13 protein-coding genes are annotated in these 17413 nt (G+C 65.2%); 7 read left to right on the forward strand and 6 right to left on the reverse strand.

Going from position 1 to position 17413, the window contains the following annotated elements:
• The first annotated feature begins 86 nt into the window (after positions 1–86).
• Positions 87–1322: a Bcr/CflA family multidrug efflux MFS transporter gene (locus NH14_RS14000; protein ID WP_035522252.1), complete on the forward strand. Its 1236-nt coding sequence runs from the start codon at positions 87–89 to the stop codon at positions 1320–1322.
• 110 nt (positions 1323–1432) lie between these two features.
• Here NH14_RS14000 and NH14_RS14005 read toward each other — a convergent pair whose 3' ends face one another.
• The 3 genes from NH14_RS14005 to zwf form a co-directional block, all read right to left on the reverse strand.
• Positions 1433–3355: a bifunctional transcriptional regulator/glucokinase gene (locus tag NH14_RS14005; protein WP_035522254.1), complete on the reverse strand. Its 1923-nt coding sequence runs from the start codon at positions 3353–3355 to the stop codon at positions 1433–1435.
• Positions 3336–4037: a 6-phosphogluconolactonase gene (gene pgl / locus NH14_RS14010; RefSeq protein WP_035522255.1), complete on the reverse strand. Its 702-nt coding sequence runs from the start codon at positions 4035–4037 to the stop codon at positions 3336–3338. Before pgl ends, NH14_RS14005 begins: the two co-directional genes overlap by 20 nt.
• Positions 4038–4101: 64 nt before the next feature.
• On the reverse strand, positions 4102–5568 hold the full coding sequence (zwf, locus tag NH14_RS14015) for a glucose-6-phosphate dehydrogenase (protein WP_035522257.1): 1467 nt from the start codon (positions 5566–5568) through the stop codon (positions 4102–4104).
• Positions 5569–6210: 642 nt separating this feature from the next.
• Here zwf and NH14_RS14020 point away from each other — a divergent pair.
• From NH14_RS14020 to NH14_RS14035, 4 genes are all read left to right on the forward strand, one after another.
• Entirely contained in the window at positions 6211–7458 is a 1248-nt protein-coding gene (locus NH14_RS14020) for an ABC transporter substrate-binding protein (protein WP_035522260.1), read from the forward strand.
• 139 nt (positions 7459–7597) lie between these two features.
• A complete protein-coding gene (locus tag NH14_RS14025; RefSeq protein WP_035522263.1) occupies positions 7598–8539 on the forward strand; it encodes a carbohydrate ABC transporter permease in 942 nt (313 codons plus the stop codon).
• Complete coding sequence (locus NH14_RS14030) at positions 8529–9386, forward strand: carbohydrate ABC transporter permease (protein ID WP_035522266.1); 858 nt, start codon at positions 8529–8531, stop codon at positions 9384–9386. Before NH14_RS14025 ends, NH14_RS14030 begins: the two co-directional genes overlap by 11 nt.
• A 31-nt stretch (positions 9387–9417) precedes the next feature.
• Positions 9418–10536, forward strand: a complete 1119-nt coding sequence (locus tag NH14_RS14035; protein ID WP_035522268.1) for an ABC transporter ATP-binding protein — start codon at positions 9418–9420, stop codon at positions 10534–10536.
• Positions 10537–10627: 91 nt separating this feature from the next.
• Here the strand turns inward: NH14_RS14035 and NH14_RS14040 are convergent, their stop codons facing one another.
• Together NH14_RS14040 and trxB are read right to left on the reverse strand one after the other, a co-directional pair.
• Positions 10628–11401 (reverse strand): Smr/MutS family protein, encoded by a 774-nt coding sequence (locus tag NH14_RS14040; RefSeq protein WP_035522271.1) that lies wholly within the window; start codon positions 11399–11401, stop codon positions 10628–10630.
• Between the two features lie 179 nt (positions 11402–11580).
• Complete coding sequence (gene trxB / locus NH14_RS14045; protein ID WP_035522274.1) at positions 11581–12573, reverse strand: thioredoxin-disulfide reductase; 993 nt, start codon at positions 12571–12573, stop codon at positions 11581–11583.
• A gap of 364 nt (positions 12574–12937) precedes the next feature.
• On the opposite strand from trxB, the gene NH14_RS14050 reads away from it, so the two are divergent.
• Together NH14_RS14050 and lolA are read left to right on the forward strand one after the other, a co-directional pair.
• Positions 12938–15253, forward strand: coding sequence for a DNA translocase FtsK (locus tag NH14_RS14050; RefSeq protein ID WP_035522962.1), 2316 nt, complete (start codon positions 12938–12940; stop codon positions 15251–15253).
• A 52-nt stretch (positions 15254–15305) separates the two neighbouring features.
• Positions 15306–16016, forward strand: a complete 711-nt coding sequence (gene lolA / locus NH14_RS14055; RefSeq protein WP_035522278.1) for an outer membrane lipoprotein chaperone LolA — start codon at positions 15306–15308, stop codon at positions 16014–16016.
• A gap of 105 nt (positions 16017–16121) precedes the next feature.
• Here the strand turns inward: lolA and NH14_RS14060 are convergent, their stop codons facing one another.
• A complete protein-coding gene (locus tag NH14_RS14060; RefSeq protein WP_035522280.1) occupies positions 16122–17192 on the reverse strand; it encodes an MBL fold metallo-hydrolase in 1071 nt (356 codons plus the stop codon).
• Positions 17193–17413 lie beyond the last annotated feature (221 nt).

Here is a 17413-nt window from a genome sequence, read left to right on the forward strand (position 1 = left end):
GCGGCTGAGACCCCACCGGTTCATGCCGAAGCGGCCCAGAACACCGGGACCGCGCCCTCGGCGACGGTCCGCTCCTGGTCGATCCCATGCCCCATTCCCCGCGACGCCGGCCAGATGGCCGGCTGATCCTGTTGCTAGGCGCGCTCGCCGCCTGCGGCCCGCTCGCCACCGACATGTACCTGCCGAGCCTGCCTGCCATTGCCCAGTCGTTCGGCGTGAGCGCGGCTGCGGCCGCGAGGACGCTCACGAGTTTCATGGCGGGCTTCTCGATCGGCATGCTGCTCTACGGCCCGCTCTCCGATGCCTACGGCCGCCGCCCCGTGCTGCTCGGCGGCATCGCGCTCTTCACGCTCGCGAGCATCGCCTGCTGGTTCTCGTACTCGGTGGGCGAGCTTACCGTCGTGCGCTTTTTGCAGGCGCTTGGCGCGGGCGCGGCCTCGGTGCTCGCGCGGGCGATCGCGCGCGACGCGCACGAGCCGTCCGACGCCGCCAAGGTGCTGTCGATGGTCGCCATCGTCACCTCGATCGGCCCGCTGCTCGCACCGCTCATCGGCGGGCAGTTGCTGCTGCTCGGCGGCTGGCGCGTGGTGTTTGTCGCGCTCACGCTGTTCGGTCTCGCGTGCGCCGCGGCCGCCTGGCTGCGCGTTCCCGAAACCTGGCCCGCCGAGAAGCGTGAGAGCGGCGCCGTGCTGCGCTCGTTCATGGCGTACGAGCGGCTGCTGCGCGACCCGCTCGTCTGGGGCCATATGCTGTGCGGCGGCATGGCGTTCGCGGCCATGTTCACCTATATCTCAGCCACCCCGTTCGTCTATATCGAGTACTTCCACGTCTCGCCCCAGCACTATGGGCTGTTCTTCGGCGCGAACGTGTTCGGCATCATGCTCGGCAATTTTCTCAACACGCGCTTCATCGGCCGCATGGGCACGCTGCGCATGGTGTCGATGGCCTCCACGGTGAGCATCGCCGCGTCGTTCTTCGTTGCGCTCGTGTGCGTGACGGGGTGGGGCGGCCTGTGGTCGATCGTGGCGGGGCTGTTCTTCGTGGTGGGCGTGGTGGGGCTGCTGAGCGCGAACTGCGCGACCGATCTGATGTACCGCTACCCGAAGAACGCCGGCGCGGCGGCGGCTGTGTTCGGCGCGACGCAGCTCGCGCTGGGCGCGTTCGCGAGCGTCGTGGTCGGCTGGTTCCCGGGCGTCTCGCCGGTCGGCATGGGCTGCACGATCGGCGCATGCGGCGCGCTCACCTGGGTCGGCCGCCGCATCGTCGTGAAGTGGCATGGCCGGCCCGCGCCGGGCGTGAGCCAGACGGTGCCGGACGCGTAAGCGCAGCGCTCGCGCACCATGAACAACGGGACGCCTCGGCGTCCCGTTGTTCATTTCATCGCACGTTCGTGGCGCATGTGTGCGTCACGCGTTTGCATCGCGCATAGGCATCAATCACTCGCGCGCGCCGACGATGACGCGCCGTGGCTCAACCAGTCGAGCACGGCGGAGGCGTCGTCGTCGGCCTGCTCGCGGGCCTTTTCGACGGCGTTGCTCATGTCGCCTTCGGGCGACGCGCGGCGAATCGCGACGCCCACCGCGAGGATGTCGATCATCAGCAAATGCAGGATGCGTGAGATCATCGAAAGCTGCGATTCGCGCATCTCGATGTGATCGGTTTCGAGCGCCACGGTCGCGCGCTTGGCGAGCGGCGTGTTGCTGGACGTGATCGCGATCACCTTCGCGCCGGCCTGCATCGCCACGTCGAGCACGCGCAAGAGTTCGGGCGCGCGGCCCGACTTCGACACCGCCACAATCACATCGCCCTTGCCGAGCAGCGCCGCGGACGCCGCCTGCATGTACAGGTCGCCGTAAGCGATAGTCGGGATGCCGAAGCGAAAGAACTTGTAGTGCGCGTCCTGCGCGACGATATGCGAGTTGCCGAGCCCGTAGAACTCGATGCGCCGCGCGCCGTTGAGCAGCGTGATGGCCTGTTCGACCTGCTCGAAGTTCAGGTGATCGCGCAGTTGCAGGATGGCCGAAACCGTGTTGTCGAGCACCTTCGCGCCGAAGTCGGTCGCGGCGTCGCCCAGATGCACCTGGCTGTGGCTCACGGGAATCGTGCCGGTCAAGCCCGTGGCGAGCTTGAGCTTGAAGTCGGAAAGCCCCTGGCAGCCGAGCGAGCGGCAAAAGCGGATCACCGTGGGCTGGCTCACGTCGGCCTTGCGCGCGATATCGACGATGGGGTCGTTGATGATCGAGCGCGGATGGTTGAGCGCGAGATCGGCCACGCGGCGCTCGGCGGGCGTGAGCGCATCGCGCATCTGGCGGATGCGCTCGAACACCGCCGACGATCCGCCGCCCGCGCGGTTCGAGAGCTGCTCCGCGAGGATGGCCGAGACGCCGAGAAACGCCGGATATTCGGCGGTAATGACGTAGGTGGGCACATTCGCGAGATAGGCGTCGAAACGGCCCTTGGCCTCGAAGCGCTGGCGAAACGAAGAGCGCATGAACAGCTCGCCCAGACGCGGCACCACGCCGCCGCCGATATAGATGCCGCCGAGCGAGCCGAGCGTCATCGCGATGTTGCCCGCGAAGCTGCCGAGAATGCCGCAGAAGCATTCGATGGTTTCCGCCGCGAGCGCGTCGCCGTCGTGCGCGCGCTTGACGATCTCGGCCGTGTTGATGTCCGCGCCCACCTTCTTCTTGTCGCGCGCGGCCAGCGCGCCGTAGATCAGCTCGATGCCGGGGCCTGCGCAGACGCGCTCGAACGACACGTGCGGCCACTTCTTGCGCACGTGCTGCAGCACGAGATCTTCGCGCTCGTCCTGAGGCGCGAAGCTGGCGTGCCCGCCTTCGCTGCCGAGCGCGATCCAGCGGTCGTCGGCGGGAATCAGGCCCGAGACGCCGAGGCCCGTGCCCGGCCCAAGCAGGCCGATCACGCTGTTCTGGCGGCGCTGGCCGCCGCCCACCTGGGTGCGCTGTGCGTCGGTCAAGCCCGGCAAGGCCATGGCGAGCGCGGTGAAGTCGTTCACGACCAGCAGCGTGTCGAAGCCGAGCGCGCGGCGCGTGGCTTCGATCGAGAAGGTCCAGTCGTGATTGGTCATGCGCACCTGGTCGCCGTCGACCGGGTTCGCAATGGCGATGGCGGCGTGGTTCACGCGACCGATCTTCGTGTCCTTCAGATACTGCTGGATGACATCGGCGACGCCCGGATAGTCGGCGCACGGATAGACGCGCACCTGGCCGATCTCGCCCGGGCCCGTCTCCAGCGCGAAGCGCGCGTTGGTGCCGCCGATGTCGGCGAGCAGCCTCGGTCCGTCGGCGTGCTGGGCCGCGCCAGGGGCGGATTTGTTAGGCGCACCAGTAGACATCGAGTCTCACTCCCTTGTCGTTCGCCAGCTTCGAGATGGCGTTGTTCTGTTCCGCGGCAGCGGCTTGTTGCAGCACGTCGAGCTTGCGCTGGCCCGCGATCAGCAGGAACAGGCGATCGACCTGGCGCAGCGCCTGCATTGACCACGAGATACGCGCGTGCGGCGCGGCCTGCGGATGCACGGCCACGAACGGGCGCGCCGTGGTGATGGCCTCGTGCCATTCGGGGGCGTCGGCGAAGATCGACGCCGTATGGCCGTCTTCTCCCATGCCGAGCACTGCGACGTTGGGCAAGCGGCGCTGCGGGTCGGCGTTGAGCGCGGCCACATGCGCATCCAGTTCCTGCGTGACGTCGACGAGCGGCAGAAAGCGCGCCTGCGCCGCCTCGTTCTTCAGCAGGGTCTCGTGCGCGAGGCGTGCGTTGCTGGCCGGATCCGTCTCGGGCACCCAGCGGTCGTCCACCAGCGTGATGTCGGTGTGCGCCCAGTCGAAGCGGTGCGTCGACAGGGTTTCGAGAAACGGACGCGGGCTCGCGCCGCCGGAAACCGCGAGCGTTGCACGGCGCGCGCCGGTGCCAGGCGCGGCAGCAAGAGCGGCGAGCGACGCATGTAGCGCGTCGCCCACGGCTCGCGCCAGCGCGTCGGATTGGACGCGCGGGTCGTCGAATACGTGAAGCTCGATCACTTCTCCTCCAGGCTGCTTTTTTGTCGGTCCCCGGGGATGTTCGCGGGGGTATTCATCGGTCCGTTCAATTCTCTTCTTCGAGCCAGCAGGTGCCGTGCTGCGCCAGCATCGCGCTCGACGCTGCCGGTCCCCACGTGCCCGCCGCGTAAGGCTTGGGCGGACGGGGCGAAACGGCCCATTCGTTGAGGATGGGCTCGACCCACTTCCATGCGGCTTCCTGCTCGTCGCGGCGCACGAAGAGCGCCAGACGCCCGTGAATCACGTCGAGCAACAGACGCTGATACGCCTCCATCTGGCCTTCGCGGAAGAACTGGTCGAACGCGAGGTCGAGGTGAACGCTCGACAGATTCATGCCTTCGCCGGGCTGCTTGGCGAGGCAGTACAAGCGGATATTTTCGTTCGGCTGCAGGCGGATGACCAGACGGTTGGAGCCCGCGCGCAGCGCCGTGGGCCCCAGCGCCGAATGCGGCACGGGGCGGAAGTTCACCACGATTTCCGCGACGCGGTCGGCCAGACGCTTGCCGGTGCGCAGGAAGAAAGGCACGCCGGCCCAGCGCCAGTTCTCGATCTCGACGTTTAGCGCGACGAAGGTTTCGGTGCGGCTATCGGGCTTCACGCCGTGCTCGGTCGCGTAGCCCGGCACCTGCTGCCCGCGGATCACGCCCGCATGGTATTGGCCGCGCACGGCGACCTTGCTGATATCGGCGGGATTGATGGGCTTGAGCGCGCGCAGCACGCGCAGCTTCTCGTCGCGCACCGAGTCCGAATCCATCGAATGCGGCGGCTCCATGGCGACGATCGAGAGCAACTGGAGCAAGTGGTTCTGCACCATGTCGCGCAGCGCGCCGGTGTTGTCGTAGAAGTCGCCGCGCGCTTCCACGCCGAGTTCTTCCGCAATCGTGATCTGGATGCTTTCGACCCATTCACGGCGCCACAGCGGCTCGAATAGCGCATTGCCGAAACGCAGCGCGAGCAGGTTCTGCACCGGCTCTTTGCCGAGATAGTGGTCGATCCGGTAGATCTGCTCTTCGGCGAAGATCTCGCCGACGGCGTCGTTGATCGCATTGGACGACTTGAGGTCATAGCCGAGCGGCTTTTCCAGCACGATGCGCGCGTTCTGATTCAGGCCAACCGAGGCGAGCGCGCGGCAGATCGGCACGAACAGCGACGGGCCCGTAGCCAGGTAGAACACGCGGATACCGGGCAGCGCCTCGATGCCGTCGCGCAGCGTGGTGAAGTCCTCGGCGCGCGAGAGGTCGAGCTTCACATAGACGATGCGCTCGAGAAAGCTCGCCCAGGCCGTTTCGTCGAGACCGTTCTTCGAGACGTGCGGTTTGACGTGCTCGTTGACCCACTCGAGATATTGGTCGCGGGTGTCCTCGTGGCGCGCGACGCCCACGATTTTCCCCGACGCCGCGAGCATGCCCGAGCGGTGCGCCTCGAACAGGGCAGGCAGGATCTTGCGCATCGACAGGTCGCCGGTGGCGCCGAAGAGCACGAACGTGAAACCTGATTCGTTAGGGCTTTGCATAGTCTCCGTCACAGTCCAGAAATGCCGCGGGAACAAGTTCCGGCGGGGCTCCGGCGGTATGCCGATCGCGCTCCGCCTGGGCGGCCGTAGTCCGATAAAATTTTTTTTGACACTGAATTGTAGTTTAACTACAATCCAAATCAAGAGGTAACGTTCATTCGATGAAAAAAGCGTGGGCAAGCGCGGCGCAGTGTGGGTTTGCGGCAATCGCGCACGGTTTTTTGCGCGCTTTTTTGCGCAGTTTTTCGGGTGGACGGAACGTCCCACATGTTAACGGACAATGGATCCGTTCATGTGCCAGCCGGACGCCGGAAGTGAGGATGTTCGGCCGCTGCGCTGCTTGAGCGTGCATGAGCACGGCGCGCGGCGCCTCGACTGGCCACGCATCGCAACTGCGAGCGCGGCCGGCGAAAATCAAAAGAGGAGACAGTCTTTGTATTCCGAACCACTCATCTCTTGAGCGTCCAGCGGCCGGACCCCGGCACGCGGCCCGCGCACATCGAATCGCCCTGCGCGCGCGGCATTCCGGCGCCCGACCGTCCATTGTTTTGCCTGTTTTGTGCCTGTATTAACCACACCGCACCCTGCGTACATCAGGGGACAACTCGTTTTTACTGATCAGGTGTCTGGAGGAGATAAGCAATGAAATTCCGAGCGATCATGGGCGCCCTGTGCGCCGCAGGTCTCATGGCCGGCGTCGCGACTGCGCAAGCAGCCGAGTCCCTCGAAGTGCTGCACTGGTGGACTTCGGGCGGCGAATCCAAGGCGGTCGGCGTGCTCAAGGACGACATGCAGAAGCAGGGCTATGTGTGGAAGGACTTCGCGGTCGCCGGTGGCGCGGGCGCGGCGGCCATGACCGCACTGAAGACCCAGGTGATCTCGGGTAACGCACCCACGGCAGCGCAGATCAAGGGTCCGCTGATCCAGGAATGGGCGCAGCAGGGCGTGCTGGTGCCGATCGATTCGGCCGCCGGCGACTGGAAGGCGAACTTGCCGCCGCAAATCGACAAGATCATGCGCGCGGACGGTCATTACGTCGGCGCGCCGTTCTCGGTGCACCGCGTGAACTGGCTGTGGATCAACAAGGCAGCGCTCGACAAGGTGGGCGGCAAGGCGCCGACCACGTGGCCGGAGTTCTTCGCGCTCGCCGACAAGCTCAAGGCTGCGGGCTACCAGCCGGTTGCCGCGGGCGGCCAGCCGTGGCAGGACCTGACGTTGTGGGAAGACGTGGTGCTCTCGCAGGGCGCGGACTTCTACAAGAAGGCGATTGTCGATCTCGACCAGAAGACCCTGACTTCGCAGCAGATGGTCGGCGTGTTCGACACAGTTCGCAAGATTCAGTCGTATATGGATAACGCCCGCACGGGCCGAGACTGGAACCTCGCCACGGCCATGGTCATCAACGGCAAGGCCGGCATGCAGTTCATGGGCGACTGGGCCAAGGGCGAGTTCGAGAACGCCAAGAAGGAGCCGGGCAAGGACTACGTCTGCGCGCCGGTGCCGGGCACCTCGAAGGCCTACACGTTCAACGTCGACTCGTTCGTGTTCTTCGAGCAGAAGGGCCAGAAGACGGCCACGCCGGGTCAGATCGCGCTGGCGAAGACGATCATGAGCCCGGCTTTCCAGGAGCAGTTCAGCCTGTACAAGGGCTCGATCCCGGTGCGTCTCGGCGTGGACATGAGCAAGTTCGATGCGTGCGGCAAGCAGTCGTACGCGGATGAGCAAGCCGCGATCAAGGCGGGCGGCTATGTGCCGTCGCTCGCGCACGGCATGGCTCAGGCGGACGCCACGGCCGGTGCGATCACCGACGTCGTCACGAAGTTCATGAATTCGAACCAGGATTCGAAGAGCGCGGTGGAAGCGCTCGCGAAGGCCGCCAAGACCAAGTAAGCGAAGCGGTCTTTTGAAGTCGTTGCAATGAAACAAGCGGAGTGCGCCGTGCGCGGCGCACTCCGGGCATGACGGGTCAAACCTAACCCCATTATCGTGCGGAGTCCGTAATGTTCCGCAACGTACCAGGAGTTGCGCAGTGACTGCTTCTCTTAGCGGCAACGGCAAGGCGGCCACGCCAGCCACAGGCCGCGCGTCGCCCATGGCGGCGCTCGCAGACCGCTGGATTCCGAAGCTGGTGCTTTCGCCCAGCATTCTGATCAGCCTCGTGTTTGTCTACGGCTTCATCATCATCACCGGCTACCTGTCGCTGTCGAATTCGCGACTGATGCCGCGCTACGAGTTCGCGGGCTTCGACCGCTATAGCGAGCTCTTCAGCAACGATGTCTGGTGGACCTCGGCGCAGAATCTCGCGTGGTTCGGCATTCCGTTCATCGCCGTCTGCGTGGCGCTCGGGCTGTTCCTCGCGATCCTGCTCGACCAGCAGATTCGCCAGGAAGGCGCGTTGCGCGCGGTGTTTCTCTATCCGATGGCGCTCTCGTACATCGTCACGGGCACGGCGTGGCAGTGGATCTTCAACCCCAATCTCGGCATTCAGCAGGTGCTGCACGACTGGGGCTGGACGAGCTTCCAGCTTGACTGGCTCAACGACCCGGACAAGGCGATTTTCTGTATCGTGGTCGCCGCCGTCTGGCAGTCCACGGGCTTTTGCATGGCGCTGTTCCTCGCGGGCCTGCGCGGCGTCGACAGCGAAATCTTCAAGGCCGCCCAGGTGGACGGCGCGACGCTGCCCACGATCTACCGCAAGATCGTGATTCCGAGTATGCGTCCGGTGTTTTTCTCCGTGCTGCTGATCCTGTGCCACATCACGATCAAGACCTTCGACCTCGTCGTCGCGCTCACCGCAGGTGGCCCCGGCACGTCGTCGTCGCTGCCGGCCATCTTCATGTACACGTTTTCGTTCAACCGCGGGCAGCTTGGTGTCGGCGCAGCTTCGTCGATGATGATGCTTGCGACGGTGGTGGCCGTGCTCGTGCCGCTCATGTACCTGGAATCGAGGAGCACGCGCAATGCAGCCTAAGATGAAGGTGAGCCGCGTGTTCGTCTATGCGGCGCTGATCCTGTTTGCCCTGTACTTCCTGTTCCCGCTCTACGTGATGCTGTCGACGTCGTTCAAGACGCTCGACGAGCTTCACACGGGCAACATGCTCACGCTGCCCGCGAGCCCGAGCTTCGAGCCCTGGGTGAAAGCGTGGGCGCATGCCTGCACCGGCGTGCGCTGCGACGGCATGCAGCCGTTCTTCATGAATTCGGTGAAGATGGTGATCCCGGCCGTGCTGATCTCGTCGATCATCGGCGCGTTCAATGGCTACGTGCTCACGCACTGGCGCTTTCGCGGCGCCGATGCGCTGTTCACGATGCTGCTGGTGGGCTGCTTCATCCCGTTCCAGGCGATCCTCTTGCCGATGGCGCGTCTCGAAGGCTTCTTCGGCCTCTCGAACACGATCGGCGGGCTGGTGCTGGTGCACGTGGTGTACGGCATCGCGTTCACGACGATGTTCTTCCGCAACTTCTACGTGAGCGTGCCGGCGGAACTCGTGAAGGCCGCGCGCATCGACGGCGCCGGTTTCTTCATGATCTTCACGCGCATCATGCTGCCGATCTCGCTGCCGATTTTCATGGTGTGCCTGATCTGGCAATTCACGCAGATCTGGAATGACTTCCTGTTCGGTATCGTGTTCTCGGGCGTCGATTCGATGCCGATCACGGTGGCGCTGAACAATCTCGTGAACACCTCCACGGGCGTGAAGGAATACAACGTCGACATGGCCGGCGCGATCATCGCCGCGCTGCCCACGCTGCTCGTCTACGTGATCGCCGGCCGCTACTTCGTGCGCGGTCTCACGGCGGGCGCGGTGAAGGGCTAACAAGCTCTATTCGATTAAAGGAATTCATAGCATGGCAAGCCTTTCCATTCGCGACGTATACAAGACCTACCCGAACGGGGTGCCGGTCCTCAAGGGCGTGAACATCGACATCGAAGACGGCCAGTTCCTGATTCTGGTCGGCGGCTCGGGCTGCGGGAAGTCGACGCTGCTCAACATGATCGCGGGTCTCGAAACCGTGACCAAGGGCGAGATCATGATGGACGGCAAGGTGGTGAACAACCTCTCGCCGAAGGATCGCGACATCGCGATGGTGTTCCAGTCGTACGCGCTCTATCCGTCGATGACGGTGCGCGAGAACATCTCGTTCGGCCTGAACATCCGCAAGGTTCCGAAGGCCGAGCAGACGCAGATCGTCGACCGCGTGTCGAGCATGCTGCAGATCCAGCATCTGCTCGACCGCAAGCCCGGCCAGCTTTCGGGCGGCCAGCGCCAGCGCGTCGCGATGGGCCGCGCGCTCGCACGCGACCCGATCATGTTCCTGTTCGACGAACCGCTCTCGAACCTCGACGCGAAGCTGCGCATCGAGATGCGTTCGGAAATCAAGCTGCTGCACCAGCGCGTGGGCAAGACGATTGTCTACGTGACGCACGACCAGATCGAGGCGATGACGCTCGGCGACCGCATCGCCGTGATGAAGGACGGCATCGTGCAGCAGTTCGGCGCGCCGCAGGAGATTTACGATTCGCCGTCGAATCTCTTCGTGGCGGGCTTCATTGGCGCGCCGCCGATGAACTTCATCAATGGCAAGCTGGTGGAGCAGGGCTCGGGCATCGGTATCGAGCTCGACACGGGCGTCGCGCGCAACGTGCTGAACCTGCCGTTCGAGGCCAACAAGCTGCGCGGCCGCGTCGGCCAGGAAGTGGTACTGGGCCTGCGCCCGGAGCGCATCACCGACGCGCGCAGCTCGCACGACGGCCACGGCCACGAACTGCAACGCCACACGGTGAAGGTCGACGTGATCGAGCCGACCGGCCCGGACACGCTCGTGTTCGCGCAGGTCAACGGCAAGCGTATCGTGAGCCGCGTGCACCCGGGCGCGAACCCGCAGCCGCTCAATAACATGGAGCTGCTGTTCGACGTATCGAAGGCGGTGCTGTTCGATCCGAAGACGGAAGAGCGCATCGCTTGAGTGTGGCGTGCCAGGCTTTCCTGGTGCGTCAAGCGATAAAAACCCCGCCGCTGCGTGAAGCAGCGACGGGGTTTTTTACTGAAGGCCTCGCTCAGCGTGCGTGGTGCGAGTAATGCTGTCCATGCCCGTGCGCATGCGGCTGCAACAGCACGAGCACCGCGCCCGCGCCGCCGTCATGCGGGCGCGCCTGGCAAAATGCGATCACTTCTTCCTTCTGCACGAGCCACGCGCGCACTTTGCCCTTGAGCACGGGCTCCTTGCCCACGGAGCCGAGCCCCTTGCCGTGAATCACGCGTACGCAGCGCAGCCCGCGCTTGCCGGCCTCGCGGATGAAGGTTTGCAGCGCCTCGCGCGCTTCCTCGCGGCGCATGCCGTGCAAGTCGAGCTGCGCCTGCACGATCCACGCGCCGCGCCGCAGCTTCTTGACGACTTCCTCGCTCACGCCGGGGCGGTGGTAATAGAGCGAGTCGTCGGTGTCGAGCAGGGCTTCGGGGTCGAAGTCGTCGGAGATCGCTTCGTGCAGGACCGCCTGCTCGTCGAGCCGGGTTTGCAGCGGCAGCGGCACGGGGGCTTCACGGCGCGGCTGGGCGCGCGGCAGTTGCTTGAGCGGCGCGACCTGGCCGATTTCGCGGCGGAACAGGTCGCTGTCGGCAGCGGCTTCCACGCGCGCCGCTTTGGCGGCCGCGCGTTCGCTCTCACGCTGGCGCGTTTGCGTCTTGAGCGCTTCGCGCAGGCTGCCGAGGCCGGCGAAGCCCGTGACGGTCTTGCCGGGTTCGGGGGCGGGCCCGGGCGCGACGCTCGGCGCGGCAGGGCGCGCGGGGGCAGGGCGTTTGGGCTCGCCCGGATGGGGCACGTTCTTGGGCATGGCTAAAGACGCTGGATAAATCTCGGTGGTGTGCGGTCAGCGCGGCACGCGAAAAACGCTGCAAAAAGAAAGCAAAAAAACGCTGTGAAAGCAAAAGGGCCGCCGGCTGGCTGGCCGCGGCCCTCTTTCAGTGCGCCGTCTGGTTCGCAGGCGCTATCTTAACGGCTCGCGCGGGTCGATCAGCGCTCGGCTTCGGCGCTCATCACGTGCGCCCCGATCTCGCTGACAGTTTCCAGATAGCGCTGCGCGTCGAGCGCGGCCATGCAGCCCGTGCCGGCGCTCGTGATGGCCTGACGATAGACGTGATCCTGCACGTCGCCGGCCGCGAACACGCCTGGCACGCTCGTGCCCGTGGCGTTGCCGTTCAGGCCGCCGTTCGTGATGATGTAGCCGTTCTTCATCTCCAGCTGGCCTTCGAAGATGTCGGTGTTCGGCTTGTGGCCGATCGCCACGAACACGCCCTGGAGGTCGAGGTCGGTGGTAACGCCCGTCTTCGTGTTCTTGATGCGCAGGCCGTTCACGCCGCCCTCGTTGCCCTTGACTTCGTCGAGCACGTGATCCCACTTGATCTCGACCACGCCTTCCTTCTCCTTCTCCAGCAGGCGGTCGATCAGGATCGGCTCGGCGCGGAATTTGTCGCGGCGGTGGATGACCGTGACCTTCTTCGCGATGCCGGCGAGATAGAGCGCTTCCTCGACCGCCGTGTTGCCGCCGCCGATCACGGCGACGTGCTGGTTGCGGTAGAAGAAGCCGTCGCAGGTCGCGCAGGCGGAGACGCCGCGGCCCATGAAGAGCTCTTCGCTCGGCAGGCCGAGGTATTGCGCCGACGCGCCGGTCGCGATGATCAGCGAATCGCAGGTGTACTCGCCCGAGTCGCCGATCAGGCGGATGGGCTTTTCATCGAGCTTGGCCGTGTGAATGTGATCGAACACGATTTCCGTGTTGAAGCGCTCGGCATGCTCGAGAAAACGCTGCATCAGTTCCGGGCCTTGCACGCCGTTCGGATCGGCTGGCCAGTTTTCCACGTCGGTCGTGGTCATGAGCTGGCCGCCCTGGGCAAGGCCGGTGACGAGCAGCGGCGAAAGGTTCGCGCGCGCCGCATAGACGGCTGCCGTGTAGCCGGCGGGGCCGGAACCGAGAATCAGGACTTTGGCGTGTTTGGTTGCGGACATGATCGAATTCCGTAGAAGGCGCTGCGTGGCGCGGGTTCCTGAGCCGGTGGTCTGGCTCAGTCATCTGAATCCCAGGCGGCCGCCGGCAAGTGCGGCGGGGCACACGCAGGTAGTTGGGCATCAGCCCGCAATTATAAAGGCCGGGGGCGTTCGCCGCTCCATCGGGGTTTTTCATCGGCGCTATAGCCTGCGTGCGGCCCCGGCGGCGCCGTTGCCAGTTACCCTCATTTACAGCGTTGAGGCAGCCGGGGTCTAAACAACGCGTTTACAATAGGCCCGATCAGACGTCGGCGGCCGCGCCGGTCTGCCGGAGCCCCCGGCAGTGCGCCCGGACCGCGCAAGCATCAAGAATCACCAGGATTCAATGGCCAAAGCTCCCTTTTCCGCGCAGGCGCAGGCATTGCCTAACCGCATGTCGCGTCTTTTCACCGAAATCCGCTGGATCCTGCAGGTCGCGCTCGGCGTATTCCTGCTGATGGCGCTCATCAGCTACAGCCGCCGCGACCCGAGCTGGACCCACGCCGCCCAAGTCGACCACATTTCGAACTGGGCGGGGCGCGTCGGCGCATGGACCTCGGACATCCTGCTGCTGCTGTTCGGCCTGTCCGCCTATTGGTGGGTCGTGCTGCTCGCGCGCCACATCTCGAAGAATTACCAGCGCATCACGCGCCATGAAGCGCTCCCCGAAGACGACGAAGAAAAGCCGCGCGACCATGGCTGGATCGCTGAAGGCTTCGCGTTTGTGCTCGTGGTGCTCGCTTGCGATGGCATCGAGGCGCTGCGCATGTGGTCGCTCAAGGTGCAGTTGCCGCGCGCGCCGGGCGGCGTGGTGGGCGAGGCCGTGGCGCGCGGCGTGTCGAGCGCGCTGGGCTTCACGGGCGGCACGCTCGCGCTGCTGTTGGCGCTCGCGATTGGTTTGTCGCTGTATTTCCGTTTTTCGTGGCTAAGCGTGTCCGAGCGGGTGGGCGAGTCGATCATCAACGCGGTGACCATGGCGCGACTGCGCCGCGAAGCGGGCCGCGACCGCAAGCTAGGCGAGGCCGCCGCGGTCAAGCGCGAAGGCAAGGTCGAGCGCGGCCGCGTGAAGATCGAGGAGCACGAGCCGGTGACGATCGTGCCGCCGGTGGTCACGCCGCAGCGCTCCGAGCGCGTGGAGAAGGAGCGTCAGGTGCCGCTCTTCACCGATCTGCCGGGCGACTCCACCTTGCCGCCGATCTCGCTGCTCGACCCCGCGCCCAAGACCCAGGAAACGATTTCCGACGATACGCTCGAGTTCACCTCGCGCCTGATCGAGAAGAAGCTCAAGGACTTCGGCGTGGACGTGGCCGTGGTGGCCGCGTATCCGGGGCCGGTTGTCACGCGCTACGAGATCGAGCCCGCCACCGGCGTGAAGGGCAGCCAGATCGTGGGCCTCGCGAAGGACCTCGCGCGCTCGCTCTCGCTGGTTTCGATCCGCGTGGTGGAGACGATTCCGGGCAAGAACTACATGGCGCTCGAGTTGCCGAACCAGCGCCGCCAGACCGTGCGTCTGTCCGAAATTCTCGGCTCTGCCGTTTATGCGGACGCGCCTTCGGCGCTCACGATGGGCCTCGGCAAGGACATCAGCGGCAAGCCGGTTTGCGCCGACCTCGCGAAGATGCCGCACCTGCTCGTGGCCGGCACGACCGGCTCGGGCAAGTCGGTGGGCATCAATGCGATGATCCTCTCGCTGCTCTACAAGGCGAGCGCCGAGCAGGTGCGCATGATCCTGATCGACCCGAAGATGCTCGAAATGAGCGTCTACGAGGGCATTCCGCATCTGCTGTGTCCAGTCGTGACCGACATGCGCCAGGCCGGCAACGCGCTGAACTGGACCGTCGCCGAAATGGAGCGCCGCTACAAGCTCATGAGCAAGCTCGGCGTGCGCAATCTGGCGGGCTACAACAACAAGATCGAAGAGGCGAACAAGCGCGAGGAAAAGATTCCGAATCCGTTCAGCCTCACGCCCGATGATCCGGAGCCGCTGCAAAAGCTGCCGCACATCGTCGTGGTGATCGACGAACTGGCCGACCTCATGATGGTGGTCGGCAAGAAGGTCGAAGAGCTGATCGCGCGTATCGCGCAAAAGGCGCGCGCCGCCGGCATCCACCTGATTCTCGCGACGCAGCGGCCTTCGGTGGACGTGATCACCGGCCTCATCAAGGCCAACGTGCCCACGCGCATCGCGTTCCAGGTGTCGTCGAAGATCGACTCGCGCACGATTCTCGACCAGATGGGCGCCGAGTCGCTGCTCGGCATGGGCGACATGCTCTATCTGCCGCCCGGCACGGGGCTGCCCGTGCGCGTGCACGGCGCGTTCGTGGCCGACGACGAAGTGCACCGCGTCGTCGACAAGCTCAAGGAGCAGGGCGAGCCGAACTATATCGAAGGCATTCTCGAAGGCGGCACGGCGGGCGACGGCGACGAAGGCTCGGCTAGCGCTTCCGGCACCGGCGACGAATCCGATCCGCTCTACGACCAGGCCGTCGAAGTGGTCATCAAGAACCGGCGCGCGTCGATCTCGCTCGTGCAGCGGCATCTGCGCATCGGCTATAACCGCGCGGCGCGCCTGCTCGAACAGATGGAGCAATCGGGGCTCGTTTCGGCGATGTCTTCGAGCGGCAACCGCGAGATTCTCGCGCCCACGCGCGAGGTCGATTGAGTCTGCGCCGGACTCCGGCGCGGGCACACATGGTGTTTTTGGAGAACGACAGATGCAGTTTCCGGTTGGACAACAGACCCGTTTGACGCTGGGCCGCGCGGGCCGCGCAATCCTTGTCGCGCTTGGCGCGTCGCTCGTGATGGCGTCGCACGCCTGGGCGAGCGGCACCGATCAACTGAAGCAGTTCGTCTCGCAGGTGCACGCCGCGCGCGGCAACTTCGTGCAGCGCGAACTCAAGACGCCCACCAACGCCAAGAACGCGAGCGACGCCATCGCCACGGCCACGGCGAACGCCAAGACGTCGAGCGGCACGTTCGTGTTCTCGCGTCCCGGCAAGTTCATCTGGACCTACGAGAAGCCGTATCAGCAACTGCTGCAATCCGATGGCGACAATCTCTATGTCTACGACAAGGACCTGAACCAGGTCACCGAGCGCAAGCTCGGCGGCGCGCTCGGCGCGAGCCCGGCGGCCATCCTTTTCGGCAGCAACGATCTGGAGAAGAACTTCACGCTCTCCGACGCGGGCGTGAAGAACGGCATCGATTGGCTGCAACTGGTACCGAAATCAAAGGACACGCAGTTCAAGAGCGTGGGCATTGGCTTTCGCGACGGCAACCTCGAAGCAATGGAGCTGCACGATGTGTTCGGCAACGTGACACTGCTCACGTTCTCCAACATCGAGAAGAATCCGTCGCTGCCGGCATCGGCTTTCAAGTTCGTGCGGCCCAAGGGCGCAGACTTGATCACGGGCGGCGGGAACTGATGCTAGCGGCGCGATATGACGTGATCTGATGTGGCAAAGAAGAGGGGGCGGCTCGATTGAGCCGCCCCCTTTTGTTATCGGCTGGACGCAATCAGGCCGATGCGATCAAACCGAGAAGCGCACCACGCCTTTCTCGTCGATCGTGCGCTTGAGCTTGCCCGCGAACCACAGCAGATGCAGATGCGCGAGCGCTTCGCCCATCGCGAACGTCAGCTGATGCATGTCGAGCGCGCGCTTGAACATGAGCGGCACGATGTCGGCGGCGCTTTGCGGCGTGTGCGCGCAGGCTTCCATGACTTCGGCGAGCCGCGCGTCGTGGTGCGCGCGCAATTGGCCGATGCGCGTGCGCACGCCGCGAAACGGCTTGCCGTGCGAGGGCAGCACGAGCGTGTCCTCGGCCATGGCTTCGTAGCGCCCGAGCGATTCGAGGTAGAGGCCAAGCGGGTCGCCTTCCGGCTCCATGTCGAACACCGATACGTTGGTCGAGATGCGCGGCAGCACCATGTCGCCCGAGATCAGTACGCCGAGCGATTCACACAGCAGCGCGCAATGTTCGGGCGAGTGGCCGTAACCCGTGACGACGCGCCAGTCGCGGCCGCCGATCGCGACCGTGTCGGCCTCGCGCAGGCGGCGGTATTGCCCCGGTAGCGCGGGCACGAGGTTGGAGTAGTAATTGCGGCGGTTGCGCAGTTGCTCGAGCGAGGCTTCGTCGCTGACGCCGTGACGCGCGAAGTGGCGCGCCGCGCCTTCGCCGCCCGCGTTCGAGCCGTTGCCCGAGGCCAGCACGCACGCGCTCATGTATTCGCCGAGCGTCGTCCACAGGCGCACGTCCCAGCGCTTCTTCTCGCCGCCCGCGCAGATCCAGTGCGCAAGGCCGATATGGTCCGGATGGCAGTGCGTGACGAGCACGCGCAGCACCGGCAGGCCTTCTAGCTGGGTTTCGAACACCTGCTCCCAGCGCGCCTTGATCGTATCGTCGGTGATGCCGCAGTCCACCACGGTCCAGCCTTGCTGGCCGTCGATCTCGTCGCGCAGCAGCCAGAGGTTGATGTGATCGAGCACGAAGGGCAGCGGCATGCGCAGCCATTTCACGCCGGGCGCGACTTCGAAGGCGAGGCCGGGCTCGGGCAAGGTGTCGGCGAAAGGATAGTCGAGCTGGTGTTCGAGGGCGTTCATTGGGGGAGTCGTCTCGCGTCGTTATGTGGGCTGTGGGCGGCTGGCGCCGCCGCTTGGCCTCATTGTCGCTGCATTGCGCTATTCCTGCAGGGGAGCCGGGAGAGTGTTCCGATATGCGGAACAAGCCGACGGTTGCGCAACCCTTGAGTTGACGATAACGTAAACGTCGATTCCAACGATAGCCCCTTCGGCTGGCCGAACCCGGCCCGCGCGACGCAAGC

The sequence above is a fragment of the Paraburkholderia sacchari genome (assembly GCF_000785435.2).
Lineage (GTDB): Bacteria > Pseudomonadota > Gammaproteobacteria > Burkholderiales > Burkholderiaceae > Paraburkholderia > Paraburkholderia sacchari.